This window comes from Kutzneria sp. 744 (assembly GCF_000568255.1).
In the GTDB taxonomy this organism is placed as follows: Bacteria; Actinomycetota; Actinomycetes; order Mycobacteriales; family Pseudonocardiaceae; genus Kutzneria.
Genome location: NZ_KK037166.1, coordinates 8,219,755 through 8,239,733 on the forward strand (window position 1 = coordinate 8,219,755; position 19,979 = coordinate 8,239,733).

Sequence of the window (19,979 nt, forward strand, 5' to 3'; positions counted from 1 at the left end):
GGCGCCGTGCTGATCTACCCCAGCCGGCCGGGGAGATCTCGACCCGGCGACCCCGACGACGCCCTGGCCCCGCCCTATGAGCCCCCAGCGCTTCATCGCGGAGCTGGGCCAGTGGTTCGCCGCTGATCCGTCCACTGTGGACCGAGACGTGTTCAGGACTGTGCTGGACCGCGTGGTGTCCTGAGCCGGCGGTAGGCCGGGCGCAGTAGGTCGGCCACTCGCTCGCCGCGCACTTCCAGCGGCAGGGGAGCGAGCTCGTCCAGCACGGCGTCGAGCCGCTCGACGTGTTCGGGCGCCGCGACCGTGACGGGCTGCTGCGAATGCCAGAAGCCCTTGATGGGCGGGGTTTCCCTTGTGGTGCGACGGAGTTCTCCCAAGCGGGACAAGAGCTCGTCACGGCCGCGGCCCCGCCAGGCGAGGGCCTGGAAGGGATCCTGGTCGAACAGGTCGGCCAAGAGGTGGCACACGGCGGCGAGGTGGGAGCAGGGCATGTCCCACGTGTCGCACGTGCAGTCCATGGCCAGCTCACGCATGTCGTCGGGGAAGAGCCGGAGCCCGAGGTCGGCGAACATCTCGTACGGGACCTCGCCGGCCAGCAGGCGGGCCGTGAACAGGGCCTGGCCCGACAGGGCCTTCTCGACGGAGACCCACTCGGGCTTGGTGAAGGCCTTGATGCCGATGCGGCACCGATGGGTTCGCGCGCCGTCCTGAACCTGGGCGACGACAACGCTGGTGGACAAGGACATGCTCAGGACCTGGCCGGCGCGGGCGGCGAGGCGGCCCTGGCGCAGGCGGGAGGCCATGCCCAGGGATTCGAGGACGGCGATGAACTGCGCGCCGAGGCCGTTACTCACCGACGGCCTCCGGGGCGAGAGTGATGAGCTCCCGGAGCTCGCTGGTGGACATCTCGGTGAGCCAACTCTCGCCGGCCCCGACGACAAGCTGGGCGAGGGCCCGCTTCTCGGCGATGAGACGGTCGATCCGCTCCTCCAGCGTGCCGACGCAGACGAACTTGCGCACCTGGACGTCCCGCCGCTGGCCGATGCGGAAGGCGCGGTCGGTGGCCTGGTCCTCGACGGCGGGATTCCACCAGCGGTCGAGGTGCACGACATGGTTGGCAGCGGTGAGATTCAGCCCGGTGCCGCCGGCCTTGAGCGACACCAACAGCACGGAAGGCCCGTCGGCGGACTGAAAACGGGCGACGAGCTCGTCGCGGGCACGCTGCGGGGTGCCGCCGTGCAGGAACGGGACCTCGATGCCGAAGCGCCCCGACAGATGCCCGACGAGCATCCGTCCGAACGCGACGAACTGGGTGAAGCACAGCACCTTGTCGCCGTCGGCGAGAACCTGCTCGACGATCTCCTCAAGCCGCGCGACCTTGCCGGAGCGACCGTCGACCGGGGAGCCGTCGCCCAGCAGCTGGGCGGGGTGGTTGCACACCTGCTTGAGCTTGGTCATGGCGGCCAGCACGAGGCCCTTGCGTTTGATGCCACGGCTTTCGCCGATGCGCGCCAGCATGTCGTCGACGACCGCCTTGTACAGGGTGGCCTGCTCGGCGGTGAGGTTGCACAGCTGGCGCACCTCGAACTTCTCCGGCAGGTCGTCGATCACGGTGCGGTCGGTCTTCAAGCGCCGCAACAGGAACGGCCCGGTGATGCGGCGCAGCCGGCCGGCCGCCTCCTGGTCGCCGAAACGTTCGACGGGCACGGCGAACCGGGCCCGGAAGGTGTGCTCGGTGCGCAGCAGACCGGGATTGAGGAAGTCCATGACGGACCAGAGTTCGGCCAGCCGGTTCTCGACTGGAGTGCCGGTGAGCGCGACCCGGTGCCGCGCCGGCAGCGCGCGAACGGCCTTGGCCTGCACGGAAGAGCTGTTCTTGACGTACTGGGCCTCGTCGAGCACGAGCCGGTCCCAGTCCACATCGGACAGGGTGGCGACGTCCCGGGCGACCACGCCGTAGGTGGTGATCACGAGGTCGTGCCGGGAAAGCTGCGCGGCGTCGAGGCGGTCGTCGCCGTGGTGGATGTGCACGGACAACGTCGGCGCGAACCGTTCGGCCTCCCGCTGCCAGTTGCCGACGACGGACATGGGGCACACGACCAGCGTCGGCCCACGGCCGGCGGTCGACACGGCCAGCGCCAACAGTTGCACGGTCTTGCCCAGCCCCATGTCGTCGGCCAGACACGCGCCCAGGCCGACCCGGTCCATCAGGCTCAGCCAGGCCAACCCGCGCTGCTGGTACGGCCGGAGCGTCGCGGTGAAACCGGCCGGGGTGTCGATCGGTTCGAGCCGCTTGTCGGAATGCTCGGACAGCAGCGAGCCGAGCCAGCCCTCAGCGTGCACATCGGTCACGGGCAGCGGCAGATCGGCTTGCTCCGCCCACAGCACCTCGCCGGCCGTCATGGTGCCCCGACCGGATCGGCCGAGGTAGTCGAGACCGGCTGCCAAACGTTTGCGGTCCAGGTGGAGCCACCGGCCGCGCAGCCGCACCAACGGCACCTTGGCGGCGGCGAGCGTGGCCATCTCCGCCTCGGTGAGGGGCTCGCCGCCCAGTGCGAGCTGCCACTTGTAGTCGACGAGCAGATCGAGGCCCATGCCCCGCTCGCGGCCGACCGCCGCGACCGGCTGCGAGCTGCGGGCCGACAGCCGCAGGCCGAGATGTCCCCACTTCGCCGGCAGCAGCACGGCGAAGCCGGCCTGCGTCAGCAGTGCCGCGTCGAGCAGGAAGGCATGGGCGCCATCGACATCCGTACGCAGCTCGGCCGGCCGCGCCTCCCGCAGCAACTTCTCCAGGCCCCGGTGCAGCCGGCTGGCCCGGCCGAGGTCCGCCAGCAGTTGCGCCTGGGGATCGTCGATCCACCGGTACAGCACATCGTCGTTGCCGTGCCAGATCTGCTTGGCCGGCACCAGCACGCTCGGGTCGTCCACCGACTGCAACAACACTTCCAGCAGCCAGAAGTCGTCGTCCTCCAGGTCCGGCGAGCTGAGCCGGAAACAGGTGCGCACGGGACTGTCCGAGGCCGCGCTGGCCCGCCACGACTCCAGGGGCTTTTCCAGCGAGGGGAAGGACTGGGGCTCGCCGGTGAGCGCCGCGAGCCAGCGGTCCAGCTCGGACCGTCCACGGCTCAGTCGTACGCCGGCAAGCCGTTGCCGCACCGTGAAATCGACGATCCGGTCCACTGTGGAATGCAGTATCGCGCCGGCGTCCGTGTCCAGCGACTCCGCCCGGCACGCCGGCGGCATCGCCCCCGCCAGCGCGACGAATCGGGCCGAGTCCACACCGGACAGCACTGCGCGCCAACGAGATTCCTCGTCCGGCACGACACGGCCGCGCGACACCAGGTCCTCGGCGTACGCGGTGATGTCCGCGAGAAACCGCACCGTGTCACCGACATCGTCCGGCAGCTCCGAAACCGTGGCCGGGTCCACCACGCCGACGGGAACCTGCCACGGCCGCAGTCGCTGCCCGTCCGACGGATCCGTGGAGGCCAGCGGTCCGGATTCCGTGGACGGCAACGTGATCGTGCGGGTCTCGGGCGAGCCGTAGGGCGGCGTCACGGCGAACGGGTGTTCGTCGCCGACGGCCTCGTGAGGCCGGGCGGAGTCCTCCGCCCACAGCGCCATTCGGCCGTCCGGACCGCACAAACCGTGCAGCAGCAAGTCAGTCGACCGCCAGCTTGCCCAGGATCCGGTCCAGCGCGTCGAGGTCGTCGGCCGGCAGGGCCAGGAACGGCTCCGGCGCCGCGTTGAGGATCGCGTTGGCCTTGGCCGCCTCGGCCGCGCCCTTCTCCGTGATGGTGACGATCTTGCAGCGGCGGTCCTCGGGATGCCGCGTGCGCTCCACCAGGCCGCGGTCCTCCAGGAAGTCCACCACCAGCGTGGTGTACGGCTTGTCCGTGGCCAGCGCGTCGGTCAGCTCGCGCATGGTCAGCGGGCCGCGGGCCACCTTGTACAGCGCCTTGACCTTGATGAAGCTCATGTCCAGCGCCTGGCAGACCTCGGCGCGGCGGTCGTGCTGCTCCAGCACCAGCGACCGCATCGCCTGCCAGGCCCGGCCCGCGGTCTCTGTGGTCATGACATGGTCACCGGAATCCTGGGCTCGTCGGTCTCGAAGGTCGCCGCCGCGGTGTCGGCGGTGCGCCGAGCCCATCGGCTCGTGGTCAGGATACCCATCGTCAGAACGATCACGGCCGCAGCCGACCATGATCCACCAGCCGAGGTGGCTGGCCGGCGTGAAACCGGTGACGAACGGCCCGGTGATGCGCGAGGTGACCACCGATCCGATGATCGCCACGCCCAGCGCCACGCCGAGCTGACGGCTGGTCGAGGCCACCGCGGCGGCCACGCCGGCCTGCGCGCGGGGCATGCCGGAGACGGCCGTGTTGGTGATCGGCGCGTTCAGCGTGCCGAAGGCGATGCCGAACGCCACGTACGGCAGGAACAGCAGCGGCAGCGGCAAGTCGGCGGTCAGTTGGGTGAGCAGCAGGCCGCTGACGATGAAGCCGATGCCGGCGATGACCAGCGGCAGCCGTGCCCCGCGCTTGGCCACCACCCGCCCGGTGATCGGGGCCAGGATCGCGGTCAGCGCGGCCGACGGCAGCGAGAACAGACCCGCCTCCATCGCCGACAGGCCGCGGACCTGCTGCAGGTAGAGGGCGTTCAGGAACAGGTAGCCGGCCAGCGCGGCGAAGCCGCTGATCGCGATCAGGGTGGTGCCCGAGAACGGCACGCTGCGGAAGAACCGCAGGTCGATCAGGGGTTCCTGGCGGCGCGGCTCGTAGATCGCGAGGCCGATCGCCGCTAGCGCCGCTAGCACGAAGCAGCCGATGATCTCCGGCGAGCCCCAGCCGTGGCCCGGGCCCTCGATGATGCCGTAGGTCAGTCCGGCGAACAGGACGATCACCAGCAGCTGGCCCACCGGGTCCAGCTTGCGGGCCCGCGGCGCGCGGGATTCGGGCACGAACCTGGCGGCCAGGATGATCGCCGCGACGCAGACCGGCACGTTGATCCAGAAGATCGACTGCCAGCCGGCCGACTCCACCAGCGCGCCGCCGACCAGCGGGCCGAGCGCCATGCTGAGGCCGACGACGCCGCCCCAGACGCCGATCGCCCTGGCCCGCTCGCGGGGCTCGGTGAAGGTGTTGGTGATGATCGACATGGCCACCGGGTTGAGCATGGAGCCGCCGACCGCCTGCACCATGCGGAAGGCGATCAGGCAGCCGGCGTTCGGGGCCACGCTGCACAGCAGGGAGCCGAGGCCGAACAGCGTCAAGCCGGTCTGGAAGGTGCGGCGGCGGCCGATCCGGTCGCCGGTCGAGCCAGCCAGCATCAGCAGGCTGGCCAGCACCAGCACGTAGGCGTCGATGGTCCACTGGAGGCTGGTGACCGAGGCGTGTAGATCGCGCTGGATGGCCGGCAGGGCCAGGTTCACGATGGTGTTGTCCAGGCCCACGATGAACAGGCTCATGCAGCAGATGGCCAGCACGAGCTGCCGTCGGCGACGGCTGAGCTCCGGCAAGGGGTCCCCCACGGGTAGTTGTACGACTGTAATTGTTAGAAGCCTACAACTATCTCGGGAAAAGCGGAACCGTGAGGCCGTTCACGTCCGCCGCAGGTGGCGCAGGCCTCGCTTCAGGTAGGCCCGCGGGTTCACATCCAGCTGTCCGGCCCAGGCCGGGCGGCGCTCGCCGCGACTGTGGGCGTGGCATGCGAGGGCGTAGCCGTACATCGGCTCGGTCAGGTAGCCGAGACGGCGGACCTGCCGGCGCCGTTGGTCCTGGCTGAAGTCGAAACAGGCGTTGGCACTGAAGACGCCGAGTCCGAAGTGGACGGTCAGTAGATCGGTCAGCGGCTCCTGGTCGTCGCCATCGTAGCGGCCGTCGAGGCGGACGTGGCCGAGCTCGTGCGCGACGGTGGCGACCAGCCGGGTCGAGGTGAGCGTGCGGTCGATGGCGATCACCGGGCGGCCGTTCTCCCGCCGGTAGTGCCCGGCGGCGCCCCGCGATCGGACGGTGAGCCCGGCGGCGCGGGCCAGGTCGTCCTCGGCCGAGTCGCCGTACAGCTCGACCGTGATCGTCTTCGGGTCGACGTCCATGAGTTGGCAGAGCCGGCCGACCACGTCGTCGTCGGCGAGGTCCGTGATCACGGCGCGTGGTTCACCGAAAGCGGTGCGGAGCCAGGCCAGCGACTCCTCGATCCACTTCTGCTCCCGGACGTTCACCGGGCACGGAGAGGTGAACAGGGCCACCGCCAGAAGGTAGCGTGAGCCGGCTCGCGGGGGAGGGGAACGTCCATGATCGACTGGCTCAACCAGGTGCTCTTCGTGCTCGGCGACGACCAGGTGTCGGTGGCCGAGCTGCTGGGCTTCGTCACCGGCGGCGCGTGCGTGGTGCTGACGGTGCTCGCCCATGTGGCGAACTTCCCGGTCGGCGTCGCCAACAGCGCGTTTTTCCTGGTCCTGTTCGTGTCGGCGCAGTTCTACGCCGACGCCGGGCTCCAGGTGATCTACATCGTGCTCGGCTTCCTCGGCTGGTGGCAGTGGGTGCGCGGCGGCCCGCAGCGGACGGCGCTGGAGCCGGGGCACGCAAGTCCGGCTTTGCTTGCGGGCTGCGTGGCCTTCGTCGTGCTCGACACGGCCGCGCTGACGGTGCTCCTGACCGCGGTGGACGATGCCGCGCCGTTCTGGGACGCCCTGACCACGGCGATCTCACTGGCCGCCCAGTTCCTGCTGAACGCCAAGAAGATCGAGAACTGGTTCTTCTGGATCGCCGCAGATATCATATATGTGCCGTTCTACCTGGTGAAACGCCTCGATCTGACGGCCCTCGTGTACGTGCTGTTCCTCGGGCTGTGCGTGCTGGGGCTGCGCCAGTGGCGACGGCTGCCGGTGCCGGCATGACGTACGAACACGGCCTGGTGCTGGGCAAGTTCTACCCGCCGCACGCGGGGCACCATCACCTCGTGCGAACCGCCGCCGCGCGCTGCCGGCGGTTGACGGTGCTGGTCGAGGCGGCGAGCGTGGAGTCGATCCCGCTGGCCGACCGGGTCCAGTGGATGCGCGAAGTGCACCCCGAAGTACAGGTCGTCGGCACCCGCTGCGATATTCCGGTGGACATGGCCGACGAGCCGATCTGGGCCGCGCAGGTCGCCGTCATGCGCGCCGCCCTCGGCGACGTCCGGATTGATGCCGTGTTCACGTCCGAGAAGTACGGCGACGAGCTGGCCCGCCGTTTCGGCGCCGAGCACGTGCTGGTCGATCCCGCGCGGTTGAACGTCTCGGTGTCGTCGACCGCGATCCGGGCCGATCTTGCCGGTCAGTGGGACTTCCTGGATCCCGTGGTCCGGTCTGGCATGGCTGCCCGGCTCGTGTTCGTCGGCGCCGAGTCCACCGGCACGACCACCGTGTCCCGGCTGGTCGCCGAGGCCTTTCGTGCTCGCGGCGGCGTGTGGGCTCGGACCGGGTGGGTCGAGGAGTACGGCCGCGACTACACCTACGTGAAGTGGCGGGCCGAGGGCGGCGTGCTGGATCAGCTCGTCTGGAACCAGGACGACTTCGACAAGATCGCCGTCGAGCAGCGCCGCCGCGAGGACACCGCCGCCGCCTCCGGCTCTCCCCTCCTCGTCTGCGACACCGACGCCTTCGCCACCGCCGTCTGGGAGCGCCGCTACATCGGCACTTGGCGCCCTCGCGACGGCAGTGGCGACTTCTACCTGCTCACCGACCACGTCGGCGTCCCGTGGCTCGACGACGGCCTCCGCGAGGGCGACCTCGCCGTCCGGGCCCGGATGACCGCCTGGTTCACCTCCGCCCTCCAGGACTCCGGCCACGCCTGGGCCCTCCTGACCGGCAGCCTCGACCAGCGCGTCGACCTGGCTCTGAAGATCGCCGAGCAGACCCTGCGGCACCGCTCCACCTTCGCCGAGCCCCTGGGTTAGGGCCGCCTGTGGACAACCCCCGACTTGTCCACAGCCACCCTCCTTACAAGATCACCCGCCGTTTCCGCTGGTAGGATGGGTCCGGGGACGCCCCCCTTGGGCTTGGGTGGGGGCTGGAGCCGTTGGGGCACCGCTGTTCTCGTTGGAGCCGCGTTGCCAGGGCGAGCGCGGTTCGTACAAACGGACTGGCATACCGTTTGCGGCGGTGAACCGGCCCGTGCTGGCAGCCCTGGTCCCAGGTCAACGAGCGCCGGCCTGGTCGGTGAGACGAGGCTGGCAACGCATGGGCAGAGGCCCCGCTGATGGCGTCCGGGATCCGGCCGCGGTGCTGTTCGGCCACGGGTGCGGCCCCTGATCACTCAGGTGTTGCCACGACTCCTAGAAACCGCCGTTGGGTGGGCGCTATTGCGGTTGCCGGGTGGGGACGGCCGGTGTCATCATGCGGGCATGATCTCCAGGAAGGACGACGCCACCCTCGTTCGGTGAGCGCGGCGGTCGATCGGCTTCCGTTTGCGGCGCGGATGCGGGCGCTGGCGGAGCATGCGTTGCTGTTGACCGAGGCGGAATATCGGTCGGTACACAGGGAACTGGACTCCGGGGACGGCTATCACCGGCATCTGGCGCTGCACTATGCGACGGTGCGGCGGGATGTCGCCGAGGTGGTGCGGGCGCTGGGGGACCCGGTGCTGAGGCGCAGGGCGCTGGCGGCGGCGCGGAGGGTGCCGGTGCCGGATGAGGCGCTGGTGGAGCTGGTTGAGACGGCGCCGCGCGGGGATCGGCTGCTGGTGTACGGGCTGCTGAAAAGGACCGGGCGGTGGTCGCTGGCGGATGCGTTGCTGCCCAAGGTGTTTGAGCGGCGCGGGCGGGTGGAGGCGTCGAGGCTGCTGCCGGCGTGCTCGCCGGGGATGGTCGAAAAATGGCTGCCGAGAACGGGTGCGGACCTGTCGGTGCGGCAGCAGTTGGTCAAGACGGCGCCGAAAGTGATGGTGGCGGCGATCCGCGCGGAGCCGGGGAAAGCGGCCACGCTGCTGGAACGGCTGGTGGTGCGAGAACCGGAGGCGGTGGGCGAGTTTCTGGCTGAGAATCCACGCTTGTGCCGGACAACACGGCTGGCAGTGGTGGCGCTGAGGTCCACATCGGACGTCAAGAAGCTGTGGCCGTATATCCGGTTCGACGAACGGGCGCGGGTGCTGGCCGAGCTGCCGGAGGAACAACGGCGCGGGCTGATCGACCAGTACAGCACGGTGAACGAGATAGCGACGCTGCCGCTGGGCGAGCGCAGGGAATACGTCCGTGACCGCAAGGAGTTCATCGGTGCGCTGCCGTTCGCGGAGGTTGCGGAGCAGCTGCTGGACGCGGTGAACAACGGGGACCGGGCGTCGGCGTGGAGCGAGTTCCTTGCCTGCGCGGTGAGAAATGGCGACGGCGCGGTGTTTGCCGAGGCCGTGGCGCGTACGGAGCGAGCCTGGACGGACTGGCGCTTCACGCGGACGGCGATGCTCGAACAGCTGGTGTCTGCGCCGAGGCGGCTGCTCGATGCGGTGCCGAAAGCGTTGTGGCAAAGGATGATTGACGCTATGTCGGGCCACCTGGACCAGCCGCCGAAGAACCGAAGGGCGCTGCGCCGGCTCAAGGAGCGGATCGGCGTGATGACCGAGCGACAGGCCGTCGAACTGGTGGCCCGAGATCCCCGGCACGGCCTCGAACCCGAGGTCTGGGCGATCATCGCCGGCCGTCGCACCGATCTGGTCGACGACGTCCTAAAGGTGGGATGGCCCGGGCCGACCAGCAAAACCGGGCGGTGGCACCCGGTGCAGCGGCTGATCTACGAGAAGCAGGCGGCTCGGCTGGCCATGGACGACGCAGCCGAGCTGACGGCGCGTGTCGAGGCGGCCAAGATGGTGCACGACCAGGGTGTCCTGATCTACCTCCTCGACCGCGCGCCGCAATCGCTGGCGCTGGCAGCCCTGCGTGGCATCACCGCGGAACACGTGCTGGTGCGCTGCGTGCAGGCCCGCCGAGGCCCGATCTCGCGGCTGGCGGCCCGTCGGCTGGCGGATCTCGTCGACGGTGAGCTGACGGCGATATCCGTTGGTGGGGAAAGGGAACAGGCCCGGCTGCTGGCCGAGACCCGACCGCCGACGGCGGTCGACCGCCTGCTGAGGTTGTGGCAGCACGGCCACCGTGACCTCAGGACGGTCGCGATGTCCTCGCTGGTCACGTTCCTGAACGAGGACCCGCGAGTTGCCCCGGCCGTGGCGGCGGCTTTGGCGGACCACGATGACGAGATCCGGCAAGCGGTGCTGCGTGAACCGGTGGTCGGCCTGACCCGCGACCAATCGGTGAGGTTGGCCCGCCTGGTGGTCGACGCGATCCCCCACGGACGGGAGGACGTGATCGGCGCGTACGGCAAGCTCTGGGGGCTGGCGCCGGACGGTTTCGACCGCGTGGTCGAGCATGCCGGCAAGCCCGGCCTGTCCGCCGCCGTAGTGAGCACACTGTGGGCGGCAGCGGACACGGAGGCCGGCGACAGGGCCGCAATGGCCGTGCTGGCCAGGATTTCCGGCGAGACCGACTGGCTGCGGGCCTTCCGGTCGGTGGCGTTCCGCAGCCGCTCGACGGAGTTGGCCCGCCGCTACGTCGACACACTCCAACAATCCGGGATGGTCCGCTTCGCCGTCGACGCGCTCACCATGACGGCGATGCGCAGCCTCGATCCGGTGTGGTGGCGCGAACTCGTCGTGCTCATCGGCGATCGGCCGGATCGCGTGTCCAACAGGAGCTTCATACGGCCGAGAGAGTGGAACGAGGCGGCAGCGGAGGTCATTCTCGCTGAACTGCAAGGGATCGGCGGCTACGTGCCGACCCGTCTCGCCCTGCAACTGGTTCACATCGGCGGCGCGTCAACGAATTGGGCGCAGCCGTGGCCGACACGGCTGGCCGAACTCCGGGCGCACGAGGACGAGGACATCCGGGAACTGGCGGCGGCCGTGCCCTATCCCTCGTAGCCGATCAGACGCAGGTCCGGCGGCACCAGCGTGGTGGTGGCCATCAGCTCGCCGATCAGGTTGTGGTTCAAGGTGTTGCCGACCGGCTCGCGGACCTCCTCACGGGTCAGGCCGGCGACACCGCCCCGGCTCAGCCGGATCCGGACGCCCTGCACCAGGTGCTCGACCTTCTTGCCCGACCACTGCTGGTCCGGCTCGACCTCGCCGAGGTGCTCGGCGACCTGCCGCCAGGACAACGGGTTCGGGTACAGCTCGTGCAGCAGGTAGCGCTGGCCGAGCACGACCAGGACGAGCCGTTCCGCCGGCGTGAGCGGCCACACGTTGGGCGGCTGGGTGACATCGCCGTGCCGGGTCGAGGGGCCCTGCCCCTCCGCGGCCTGGACGTGCACCTCGATCAGGTGCTCCCGGCCGCTCGACCCGCGCACGAACAGCGGGGTGTAGCCGGTGGACAGGGGGACCGGGTCGTCCTCGGTGAACAGCATCCGGGACCGCGGCAGCCGCAGCGGCAGCTTGCCGGTGGCCTGCAGCCACCACTGGTCGGCGCTGTGCAGGATGGTGCCCTGGTGCCGGCTGACCCGGCGGTCGTTCTCGCCGACGCAGACGTGCACGTCCGGCCGGTTCCGTCCGAAAAGGACGGTTCGGCCCTCCTTCGGGCCGACCGCGATGCCGCCGGACAGCGCCAGCACGTGCAGCGTGCCCGGCACCGCGCCGGCCGGCACGCCGAGCGCCAGGCTGTGGTGGTCGGCGGTCAGCACGCCGCCCGGGACCAGCTCCCTCATGTCCGCCTCCAAACCGTCGGCCCCAGCATGCGCCGGTCCGGCGGGGAACGGTCCCCGGCTCACCCGGCCGCGGCGGCGTCGGCCAGCTTGACGGCGAGGTCGCAGCGCTCCTGCTGGGTCTTGCCCGGGCTCTGCGCGTAGGCGGCGATCGTCTCCATCCGCTTCTCGTACGCGCCCTGGTACGGCTGCTCGGCCACGTTGACCTCGCACGTGTCCTTGTCGGTCTGCCCGAGGATCTCCGCGGGCTGGGCGCCGACCTGGATCCGCCGGCCGATATCCTCGTCGAAGGTGCTGCGGCGGGCGAACTCCACCCACAGCTTGACCGGATCCCGGTCGGTGCCCCAGGTGCAGCGCCAGCCCGCGAAGCCGGGCAGGGTGGGACCGGCGGGGTCGATGTTCGGCACATTGGCCGGGAACTGCGGCGATCTGCCGGCGTCGCACGCATTCTTGTTCAGCAGCGACAGCGGATCGGGCCGGCTGGCGCGTCGTGGGATCGGGTCCTTGGCGATGGTCGCCATGGCCGACTCGGTGGCGGTGTCGGCCATCCGGCACGCGTCGGCGTCGGTGATGGTGTTCCTATCGAGACGAAGATCGATCTCGCGGTGGTCGGGAAACTGGACGCGCCGGGTGCACGACCCGTCGGCGAGATCCTCGCGGACGAGGCGATAGGTGGCCCTGTTCTCGATCCGACCGGTCACCTCCGCCGCCGGATCGGTGTTGGCCAGCGTGATCGTGAGGTTGGACTCGCGCTGGTCCTTGTCCACCTTCACGATGACGTTGCACTGGTCGAGGCCCCAGTCGTCGAAGGACAGGTGGGGCACGCCGTACTGCGCCATCACGTTCGGATCGATGATCTTGCACGGGTCGGCCGTGGCCGACTCGCCGATCACGGATCCGTCGAACGGCTGCTGCTGCTGCTGGGGCTGCCGCGAGCCAAGGGCGACCCACGTGCCCACACCGACAGCGACCGCCACGATCAGCGCAGCAGCCACCAGCGGTCCCCGGCGGGATGGCCGCGGGGCGGGCTGGTCGGCTGTCGCGGCCCGTGACAACAGCACGCGCGCCTCCGCCGCAGTGGGGCGCTTGCGGGGATCGACCTGCAACAACTGCGTCAGCACCGGGGTCAGCGGGGTAGCGGTGCTGCAAGGGCGGAGCCGGCCCTCGGCCGCCCGCCGCAGCCGTAGGAAAGCGTTGTCCGTGGTGTCACCGACCGGGGAAGTGCCCTCCACCGCGGCGTACAGCGTCGATCCCAACGAGAAGAGGTCGGAGGCGGCCGTCGGATCGCTGCCGTTGGCCACCTCGGGCGCCAGGTAGCCGGGAGTCCCGGCCAGCACGGTAGATCCGGTCACGGTCTCGTCGCCGGCCAGCACGCGGGAGATGCCGAAGTCGCCGAGCTTGGCCTCGTGGTCGGAGATCAACAGGACGTTGGCCGGCTTGACGTCCCGGTGCAGGATGCCCTTGGCATGCACGGCGGCCAGGGCGTCGGCGATCTGCGCGCCGAGGCCGGCGGCCACCGAGGCGGGCAGCACACTCCGTTCGGCCAGGCTCTGCGCCGGCACGTACTCCATGACCAGCCAGCAGTCGTCACCGTCGTCGAGCACGTCGTACAGGGTGACGATGTGGTGGTGGTTGAGCTGGGCCAGCAGCCGGGCCTCACGGCGCAGCTGCTGGAGCTGCTCGCTGTACGGCCCGGGGTCGCCGGGAATGGCCCGCTTCAGCGCCACCTCCCGGTCCAGCTGCTCGTCGACGGCCCGCCAGACCACCCCGTTGCCGCCGGAACCGACGGGCTCCTCCAGCCGATACCGCCCGGCGATCTTCTCTCCGGTCTGCACGTCTCCCCCAATCGCGACAGACAGTACTGTCCCGCGAGCCTGCGGTGGCCACAAGCGGACGTCACCATCGGACCAACAACCCCGGCCGGGGAGCACCGCTTTCGGGGAACGGTCCCCGATCGGCCGCGCTACAAAGTGAGCCGCCGCCGCAGGGGGACGGCGGTGGGGGCGGCGGGGTTGCCCCACCGCCGGCGGCGGACCGGACCAAGGGCAGGGTGAGCGTGGGTCCACAGTGCTCTTTGTGTTGCCGAGTGGACGAAAGTATTGGTGTGGTGCGGAGACGATGACGGATGTGACGCTGCACCGTGCGCGGGAAGCTGTCCGAGACGGTGACCTGGAGGAGGCCGCCCGGCTGCTCGCCGGCCTGGATTCCGTTGCCGCGCTTGACCTGCTGGCTCGCGTGCAGGCTCAACGCGACGAGTTCGCCGAGGCCGACCGGTGTTGGGCCCGGGTGCAGGAGCTCGATGACAACGCGGCCGCGGCGGCCGGGCGGCGGACCGTGGCCAGGATCCTGGCCGGCCGGCGGCTGGCCCGTCCGCTGATCACCGCCGGCCGGGCCACGGCCGTCGTCTCGACCGCCGTTTTCCTGCTGGCCGGCGGCGTGGCGTGGGTGGTCGTCACCGCGCCGCCGCGGGCCGCGGCCCGGTGACCCGGTGAGCAGCCTGAACGGCGCCTGAAGATTCTGCTCTGATCGGCTCAAGGGGATTGCCTTCGCGCACCAGGGCGACTTCCCTTGAGGCCCTCGAAGGCCCGCCCCGGCCCCGGTACGGTGCTGGGGTAGCCGAGGCGCATCGGAGGGGTCCTGATGTCGTTGGCCGGATACCCGGCGCGCGTGCCGAGCTTTCTCGTGCAGCTGCTGCGCCGGGGTGCGCCGGTGATCGCGGCGACGCCTCGGGACGTGCCCGACCAGGTGGTGGACCCGACGCCGGTGCCGGGCTGGCAGCGGATTTCGGCCATGTGCTCGGCGGAAAGCCAGCCGGAGCCCGATTCCCTGATGGCGCGGGCCTGCAAGTACGTGGTGCTGGTGCCGATGGTGTACCGCTTCGTCGTGCTGCCGGCGATGCTGTTCCCGGTGCTCGCCTCCGGCCACACCGGCGTCGGCCTCGCGGTGGGCCTGGTGCTGTTCGTGTTGAACGCGGCGACGATCGTGTGGGCGCTGCGGGTTCCCGGCGTGCTGAACGAGTCGATGCGGGGGCTGCTGATCACCGACGCGGCCATCGCGGTCACGGCGAATCTCGTGGTGGGCTACCTCGACCCGTCGGCCTCCGCGCTGACCTGGACCCATCTGGTCGGCTCCGTCGCGTTGTGGACGGTCGCGTGGGGAATCCCCTTTGGACTGTTGCTGGCCGGGCTGAGCGTGCCGATGCAGGCGGCGACGTCCGTGCCGGTGATCACGGTGGTCGGCAACACTTTGCTGCTCGGCGTCACGATCGTGACATCGACCGGGGCGCTGCTGCTGGTCGGCCTGGGCACGAGACTGGCGCTGGGACTGGGCATCCGGCGTGGGCGCGAGGCCGAGGCGGCCAAGGTTCGGCGGGAGCTGCACGACACCGTGTTGCAGGCGTTGGAGGTCATGGCCTTGCCCGTCGCCGGCGACGATCACCGGACCGTCGAGCTGCGTGGCATCGCTCGGGCCCAGGCGATGGAACTGCGGCGCGGGCTGGCCGGCGAGCCGGATCTGCCGCATCCGACGACGATCGGCGAGGATCTCACCCTGCTGGCCACGGAAATGGCCCGTGAGGGGTTGCGGGCCCAGCTGGTGTTCTCGGAGGTCGACGACAGCACCATGCCGGAGGCGCGGCGACGGGCCGTCCGTGACGCGGCGCGGGAGGCCTTGCGTAACACCATGAAGCACTCCGGCACGAATGTTGCCGTGCTGCGGATCGAGGAGCGCGATGGCGGCATCGCCGTGATAGCGCGAGATCACGGCAGCGGGTTCAGCGACGCCGATCGGCCGGCCGGCTTCGGCATCAGCGAGTCCATCGCCGCCCGGCTGGCCGAGGTCGGCGGCCGCTCACAGGTGCACTCCCAGCCCGGCCGGGGAACTCGGGTGACGTTGTGGGTGCCCCGGTGAAGGTGACCGCCGCATTGTTCGTGGCGCTCGTGGTGGCGTTGTTCGTGGACGTGCCGCTTGCCCAGGCCGCCGGCTGCGCCACATCGAGCGAGGTGTACCAGGATCCGCCGTCGTGGGCCCAGAAGCTGGTCGACCCGTCGCGAATCTGGTTGCTCACCAAAGGAACCGGACAGACCGTGGCCATCGTCGGCGCCGGGGTGGACGGCAGTAACCCGCAGTTCGGGCACGACCAGGTGCTGTCCTCCGACGACCTCGTGGCACGCCCCGGCGGCGTTGCCGACTGCGACGGCCGAGGCACTTTCGCCGCCGGCATCATCGGTGCCCAACCCAATGACCAGACCACTTTTGTCGGCCTCGCACCCGGTGCCCACCTGCTGCCCGTTCGCTACACCGCCGGGTCCGGCGACACCAACCCCGGCGACCCCGGCCGTCTCGCCACCGCGATCACCCAGGCCGTCCATGCCGGCGCCGGCACAATCCTCGTCGACATACCGACCACTGTGGACAGTCCGGCCCTTGACGGCGCCGTGGCCGCCGCCCTCGCCGCCGGCTCGGTCATCGTTTCTCCCGCCGCCGGCACCCAGCAGGGAATCGTCAGCTATCCCACCGCCTTGCCCGGTGTCCTCGGTGTCGGCGCCGCCGACCGCAACGGCGTCGCCGTCCAGACCGAAGCCGGCGACTACATCGACGTCGCCGCGCCCGGCGCCGATCTCGTCAGCACGTCGGCCGGTGGTTTCGGCCATTCCTGGCCCATCAAGGACCCTTCCGCTGCCGCCGCCTACGTCGCCGCCACCGTGGCCCTGCTGCGGTCTCATCAGCCGACCGCCACGCCGGCTCAGATCGTCAACCGCCTCACCCTCACCGCTTCCCGGGCCTCCGGTGGCGGGCGGGATCCCCGACTGGGCTGGGGTCTCGTCGACGCCTACACCGCCGTGACCTCGCAACTTCCTTTGACCGCCTCAGGTCCCGGTACTTCGCCGACCACCGCCGCGGCCCCGGCGCTGGTCCCCGCCGCCGCCCCGGCGCAGCCGCCGATCAACTCGCTGGTGGGCGGATTGGCGTTGGGCGGCGTGGCCTTGGCGGCCTTGGCCGGGCTGATCACCGTGACGATCCGGCGAGGCCGGGAACGGGGTTGGAAGGTCAGCCCCTGAGTCACTGCGACCCGCTCGAACATGCGCCGGGCGGTGTGCGTCAAGGCCGAAATCATGCCTGGGTCAGGGCATGAGCGACAGGTAGGACCGCGCGGCCTGGTCGTCGCCCTGCTGGTAGTTGGCGGAGCTGGACCGCACGCCCGCCGACAGCGCGGACGCCCGGTCGGCCTGGGCGGTGATGCGCGCGGCGAGGGCCTCGACCAGCTTGGTGTTCACCTCAGCGGCCTGCTGCGACTGCGGCAGGCCGCCGAAGGCGGACGGGGCCGGACCGGGGGAGCCGACCTCGCCCTGAAGGGACCGCAGCCGCTGGGCTTGTGCGGCGAGTTCGGCGGCCACCTGGTCCAGGGCGCGCGGAGCGGCCCGGAACGAGGTGGGGGTGGCGCCGCCGGTTGAGGTGCCGCTGGTGACCTGACGGCTGGCGGTCCGCGCCTGGTTGAGGTAACCCCGGTAGGCGCCGTTCGTGTACGTGGACCAAGGTCGGAAGTTGTTGCCCTGTCGGGAAATCGTGTACGCGTGCCGGGCATTGGTCGCCGGATCGGCGTTGGCCTGCGCATTGCGCAGGGCCTGCTCGGTGGCGGTGCCGTGACCGGGGTTGAGGGACCTGATCTGCCACAGCCCGACGGACGGGCCCCAGGTGCCGGTCTGGAGGTTGACGTCGCCGTGAATCCCGGTGTCGCCATGGGATTCGGCCAGGGCGACGGCCACGGCGGTGGTGAGCGAGTCGCCCCGGAAGCCGGCGGCGTAGGCGTGCTGGGCGATCTCCCGGGCGGTGATGGTCGGCACGGTCAGAAGTCCTCGCCGATCACGGACGGGGCGACGGCGGAGGATTCGCCCCACACGTCCTCGGTCTCGACCAGCCACGGCGGGATCCGGCGTCCGCCGCCCATGTCGTTGGCCCCGGCCCCGTTCATGGGCATCATGGGCATCATCGGCGACATTGCCTTGCTGCCGGCGGCATCCGCGACGGCCGCGCCCAGTGCGCCGCCGGCGAGATCGGCGGTCGGGGAGCCGCCGCTGGCGACCATGCTCGTCGGCACGGCACCGGGCACACCGCCGCCACCTCCACCTATAGACCCACCGCCGCCAGCGCCGCCGGGCAGCTTCAGCGACGAGTCGCCGAGCTTCGCGCCGGCCGGTGTGCCCGTGGACTTCTCGTCGTTCTTGGGCTTCGCGAAGCCGGGAACCTTGGGCATGATCGACCCGAAGCGCCCGAACGCCGCCGCCGACGCGGCCGCCAGCCCGGCGGTGAACATGCCGCCGAACAACGGAGATCCGCCCTGCGGAGCGCTCGTGGGCACGCCGCCGGCCGGCAAGGTCGTGGTGGTGCCGGTGGCGGTGTTGACCCAGGACGTCGACACGATCGGCGCGCTCACCGCCCCGCCGGACTGGGTGGTCGTCGGCGCGGTGCCGGACGGAACCTGTTCAGCGTTGGGCGAAGGCGGGATCGACTGCTGCGCGGTGGTGTAATCGCCGGCCAGCGCCTGCATCACCATCACGGCCTCGGCGTGCGCGGCATTCGACGCCGCCACGGCCGACTGCTGGTCCCGCACCTGGGAGATCGCGGCCGCCTGCTGTTGCTGCATCTGGGCCACGACCTGGGGCGGCGTGTCGGCCTGCACCTGGATCTGCGTCGTGGCAAGGGACATCACCGACGGCGACACCTGCGGCACGTTCACCGGCTTGGGCATCTTGGCCCGCGCGGTGGTCAGCGCCTCGGCGGCGTCGTGGGTGAGGTCCCGCATGGCGAACGCGGTCTCGGCGACCTTGCGGATGCCCTCGGAGAGATCGCCGATCATCGACTGGTACTGCTGCGCCGCGCCACCCTGCCACTTGTCCTTGAAGCCGGACAGCTGCGACTGGAGGTCGTTGGCCTTGTCGTGCAAGCCCTTGCCGGTCGTGTCCCAGATGTCGGCGGCGTCGCCGACGGTGTCCGGGTCGCTGGCGAACAGCATCGTGTAGAGCTGCTCGTGGCTGTACTGGCCGAAGTTCGTGTGTGGGGTCATGTCCATGTGGAGTCACCCTGGCTGTCCGCGTAACCCGTCGTGACCTGCATGCCGCTGGCGAGATCGTCGTCCAGCCGCTCGTAGCCGGTGGCGACGGTCTTCGTCACGTTCTCGGCGAACTCGATCGCCTGCCGCACCTGGTCGAGCAGGCCGTGCATCTCCGCGACCGCCGCCTTCGTGCGCTGCGCCAGCGTGAACGCCTCGCCGAAGTCGCCGAGCAGCACCGGCGCCGAGGCCAGCTGCGTGAGCTGGTCCATCGGGTTGCCCATGCCGTCCAGCTGGGTCTGCAGCTCGCGGGCGAAGTCCGTCAGCGACTCCAGGTGGACGGAGAACGACTGGTCCCACATCCCTGGTCAGCTCCCCAGATTCGTCAGTTGTGGTGAACGCGCGCCGACGGCGGCGGGCAGAACCGCAACGCTTGACGTTCGGCTTACTCTAGCTACTCGCGTGCTCGAAAAGTAGTCCGCCGGAGGTCACGCGAAGTACTGCGTGTTCTTGTTCTCCAACGCCAGCTGGAGGTCGTGCGCCTCCAGCACCTTGCCGCCGAACTGTCCGACGATGTTGGCGATGTCGTTGGTGGCGTTGCGCAGCCGCGTCTCGGCCTGCTCGGAGGCCTGGCCCGCGGAGCTGCCCGAGGCGTACCAGGTGGCCTTGATCGGCTGCAGCGCCGTGTGCAGCTGGTCGAGGTACTCCTGCAGCGCCTTCGCCTTGGCGGCCAGGGTCTGCGAGCTGACCTGGAGTGCCGCGAAGTCGACGCTGATCTGGTCGGCGGTCATCGTGTGCTCCCTCGGGTCAGACCGACGCGCCGCCGGTCAGGCGGCCGAAGACCGCCCCGCCGGCGTCGACGTTGTTGGACAGGCTGGTCAGGCTCTGGGCGACCGTGCTGTCACCGCTGCCGTAGTTGTGGAAGCTCTGGTTCACCAGGTTGGCCATGGTGTCGAGCTCGGTGCTCGCAACCCGCATCTTGTCCTGGAGCTGCGTGTGCAGCTGCCAGAACGCGGTGGCCTGGCTGCCCTGGTAGTGGCTCAGCGCCGAGACCAGGTCGTTCTCCAAGTCCGACATGGTCTTCTTGGCGTTCGCCGCGCACTCCTCGAAACCCTGGACCGCTCGCGTCATCGCCGCTGCGTCGGCCTTGAAGCCGGGGCTGCTCACGGGCCACCTCCTCTCGCTCGACTGCCTTCTGGTCACCGCTAACGC

At 70.4% G+C, this 19,979-nt stretch carries 17 protein-coding genes and 1 pseudogene; 6 read left to right on the forward strand and 12 right to left on the reverse strand.

Annotated elements, in window-relative coordinates; all coding sequences use genetic code 11:
- Positions 1–152: 152 nt before the first annotated feature.
- The 4 genes from KUTG_RS37870 to KUTG_RS37890 all read right to left on the reverse strand — a co-directional run bounded on the left by KUTG_RS37870 (position 153) and on the right by KUTG_RS37890 (position 6,247).
- Positions 153–854: an SWIM zinc finger family protein gene (locus KUTG_RS37870; RefSeq protein WP_052395861.1), complete on the reverse strand. Its 702-nt coding sequence runs from the start codon at positions 852–854 to the stop codon at positions 153–155.
- The gene (locus KUTG_RS37875) at positions 847–3,624 is read right to left on the reverse strand and encodes a DEAD/DEAH box helicase (protein WP_052396778.1); all 2,778 of its coding nucleotides are present in this window, start codon (positions 3,622–3,624) and stop codon (positions 847–849) included. Before KUTG_RS37875 ends, KUTG_RS37870 begins: the two co-directional genes overlap by 8 nt.
- 37 nt (positions 3,625–3,661) lie before the next feature.
- The gene (locus tag KUTG_RS37885; protein ID WP_369794563.1) at positions 3,662–5,530 is read right to left on the reverse strand and encodes a DHA2 family efflux MFS transporter permease subunit; all 1,869 of its coding nucleotides are present in this window, start codon (positions 5,528–5,530) and stop codon (positions 3,662–3,664) included.
- 69 nt (positions 5,531–5,599) lie between these two features.
- The gene (locus KUTG_RS37890; RefSeq protein WP_198047441.1) at positions 5,600–6,247 is read right to left on the reverse strand and encodes an ImmA/IrrE family metallo-endopeptidase; all 648 of its coding nucleotides are present in this window, start codon (positions 6,245–6,247) and stop codon (positions 5,600–5,602) included.
- A 45-nt stretch (positions 6,248–6,292) separates the two neighbouring features.
- On the opposite strand from KUTG_RS37890, the gene pnuC reads away from it, so the two are divergent.
- Both pnuC and KUTG_RS37900 read left to right on the forward strand, forming a co-directional pair.
- The gene (gene pnuC / locus KUTG_RS37895) at positions 6,293–6,898 is read left to right on the forward strand and encodes a nicotinamide riboside transporter PnuC (RefSeq protein WP_043723810.1); all 606 of its coding nucleotides are present in this window, start codon (positions 6,293–6,295) and stop codon (positions 6,896–6,898) included.
- The gene (locus KUTG_RS37900) at positions 6,895–7,935 is read left to right on the forward strand and encodes an AAA family ATPase (RefSeq protein ID WP_043732023.1); all 1,041 of its coding nucleotides are present in this window, start codon (positions 6,895–6,897) and stop codon (positions 7,933–7,935) included. The genes pnuC and KUTG_RS37900 overlap by 4 nt, the downstream gene beginning before the upstream one ends.
- Positions 7,936–8,067: 132 nt before the next feature.
- Here the strand turns inward: KUTG_RS37900 and KUTG_RS64355 are convergent.
- A pseudogene (locus KUTG_RS64355) lies at positions 8,068–8,185 on the reverse strand (IS30 family transposase); the annotation flags it as partial.
- 232 nt (positions 8,186–8,417) lie between these two features.
- On the opposite strand from KUTG_RS64355, the gene KUTG_RS37905 reads away from it, so the two are divergent.
- Positions 8,418–10,943, forward strand: coding sequence for a hypothetical protein (locus tag KUTG_RS37905; RefSeq protein ID WP_157495053.1), 2,526 nt, complete (start codon positions 8,418–8,420; stop codon positions 10,941–10,943).
- On the opposite strand, the gene KUTG_RS37910 is transcribed toward KUTG_RS37905, so the two are convergent.
- Positions 10,931–11,722, reverse strand: a complete 792-nt coding sequence (locus tag KUTG_RS37910; RefSeq protein ID WP_043723814.1) for a hypothetical protein — start codon at positions 11,720–11,722, stop codon at positions 10,931–10,933. The two genes, KUTG_RS37905 and KUTG_RS37910, sit on opposite strands and share 13 nt — an antisense overlap.
- Before the next feature lie 59 nt (positions 11,723–11,781).
- Positions 11,782–13,554, reverse strand: coding sequence for a serine/threonine-protein kinase (locus KUTG_RS54360; protein WP_052395862.1), 1,773 nt, complete (start codon positions 13,552–13,554; stop codon positions 11,782–11,784).
- Between the two features lie 283 nt (positions 13,555–13,837).
- Between KUTG_RS54360 and KUTG_RS37920 the strand changes: the two genes are divergently transcribed.
- The 3 genes from KUTG_RS37920 (at position 13,838) to KUTG_RS37930 (ending at position 16,779) form a co-directional block, all read left to right on the forward strand.
- Positions 13,838–14,203 carry a hypothetical protein gene (locus tag KUTG_RS37920; protein WP_043723817.1) on the forward strand — a complete coding sequence of 122 codons (366 nt, stop codon included), beginning with the start codon at positions 13,838–13,840 and terminating at the stop codon, positions 14,201–14,203.
- A 156-nt stretch (positions 14,204–14,359) separates the two neighbouring features.
- On the forward strand, positions 14,360–15,628 hold the full coding sequence (locus KUTG_RS37925) for a sensor histidine kinase (RefSeq protein WP_043723819.1): 1,269 nt from the start codon (positions 14,360–14,362) through the stop codon (positions 15,626–15,628).
- Positions 15,625–16,779 (forward strand): S8 family serine peptidase, encoded by a 1,155-nt coding sequence (locus KUTG_RS37930; RefSeq protein WP_043732027.1) that lies wholly within the window; start codon positions 15,625–15,627, stop codon positions 16,777–16,779. The genes KUTG_RS37925 and KUTG_RS37930 overlap by 4 nt, the downstream gene beginning before the upstream one ends.
- A gap of 63 nt (positions 16,780–16,842) precedes the next feature.
- Here KUTG_RS37930 and KUTG_RS54365 read toward each other — a convergent pair whose 3' ends face one another.
- The 5 genes from KUTG_RS54365 to KUTG_RS37955 form a co-directional block, all read right to left on the reverse strand.
- On the reverse strand, positions 16,843–17,562 hold the full coding sequence (locus tag KUTG_RS54365) for a transglycosylase SLT domain-containing protein (protein WP_052395863.1): 720 nt from the start codon (positions 17,560–17,562) through the stop codon (positions 16,843–16,845).
- Between the two features lie 2 nt (positions 17,563–17,564).
- A complete protein-coding gene (locus KUTG_RS37940) occupies positions 17,565–18,788 on the reverse strand; it encodes a WXG100 family type VII secretion target (RefSeq protein ID WP_043723820.1) in 1,224 nt (407 codons plus the stop codon).
- Entirely contained in the window at positions 18,779–19,129 is a 351-nt protein-coding gene (locus KUTG_RS37945; RefSeq protein WP_052395864.1) for a hypothetical protein, read from the reverse strand. Before KUTG_RS37945 ends, KUTG_RS37940 begins: the two co-directional genes overlap by 10 nt.
- A 126-nt stretch (positions 19,130–19,255) precedes the next feature.
- Positions 19,256–19,558 (reverse strand): WXG100 family type VII secretion target, encoded by a 303-nt coding sequence (locus KUTG_RS37950; RefSeq protein WP_043723824.1) that lies wholly within the window; start codon positions 19,556–19,558, stop codon positions 19,256–19,258.
- Positions 19,559–19,574: 16 nt separating this feature from the next.
- Complete coding sequence (locus KUTG_RS37955) at positions 19,575–19,934, reverse strand: WXG100 family type VII secretion target (protein ID WP_232241183.1); 360 nt, start codon at positions 19,932–19,934, stop codon at positions 19,575–19,577.
- Positions 19,935–19,979 lie beyond the last annotated feature (45 nt).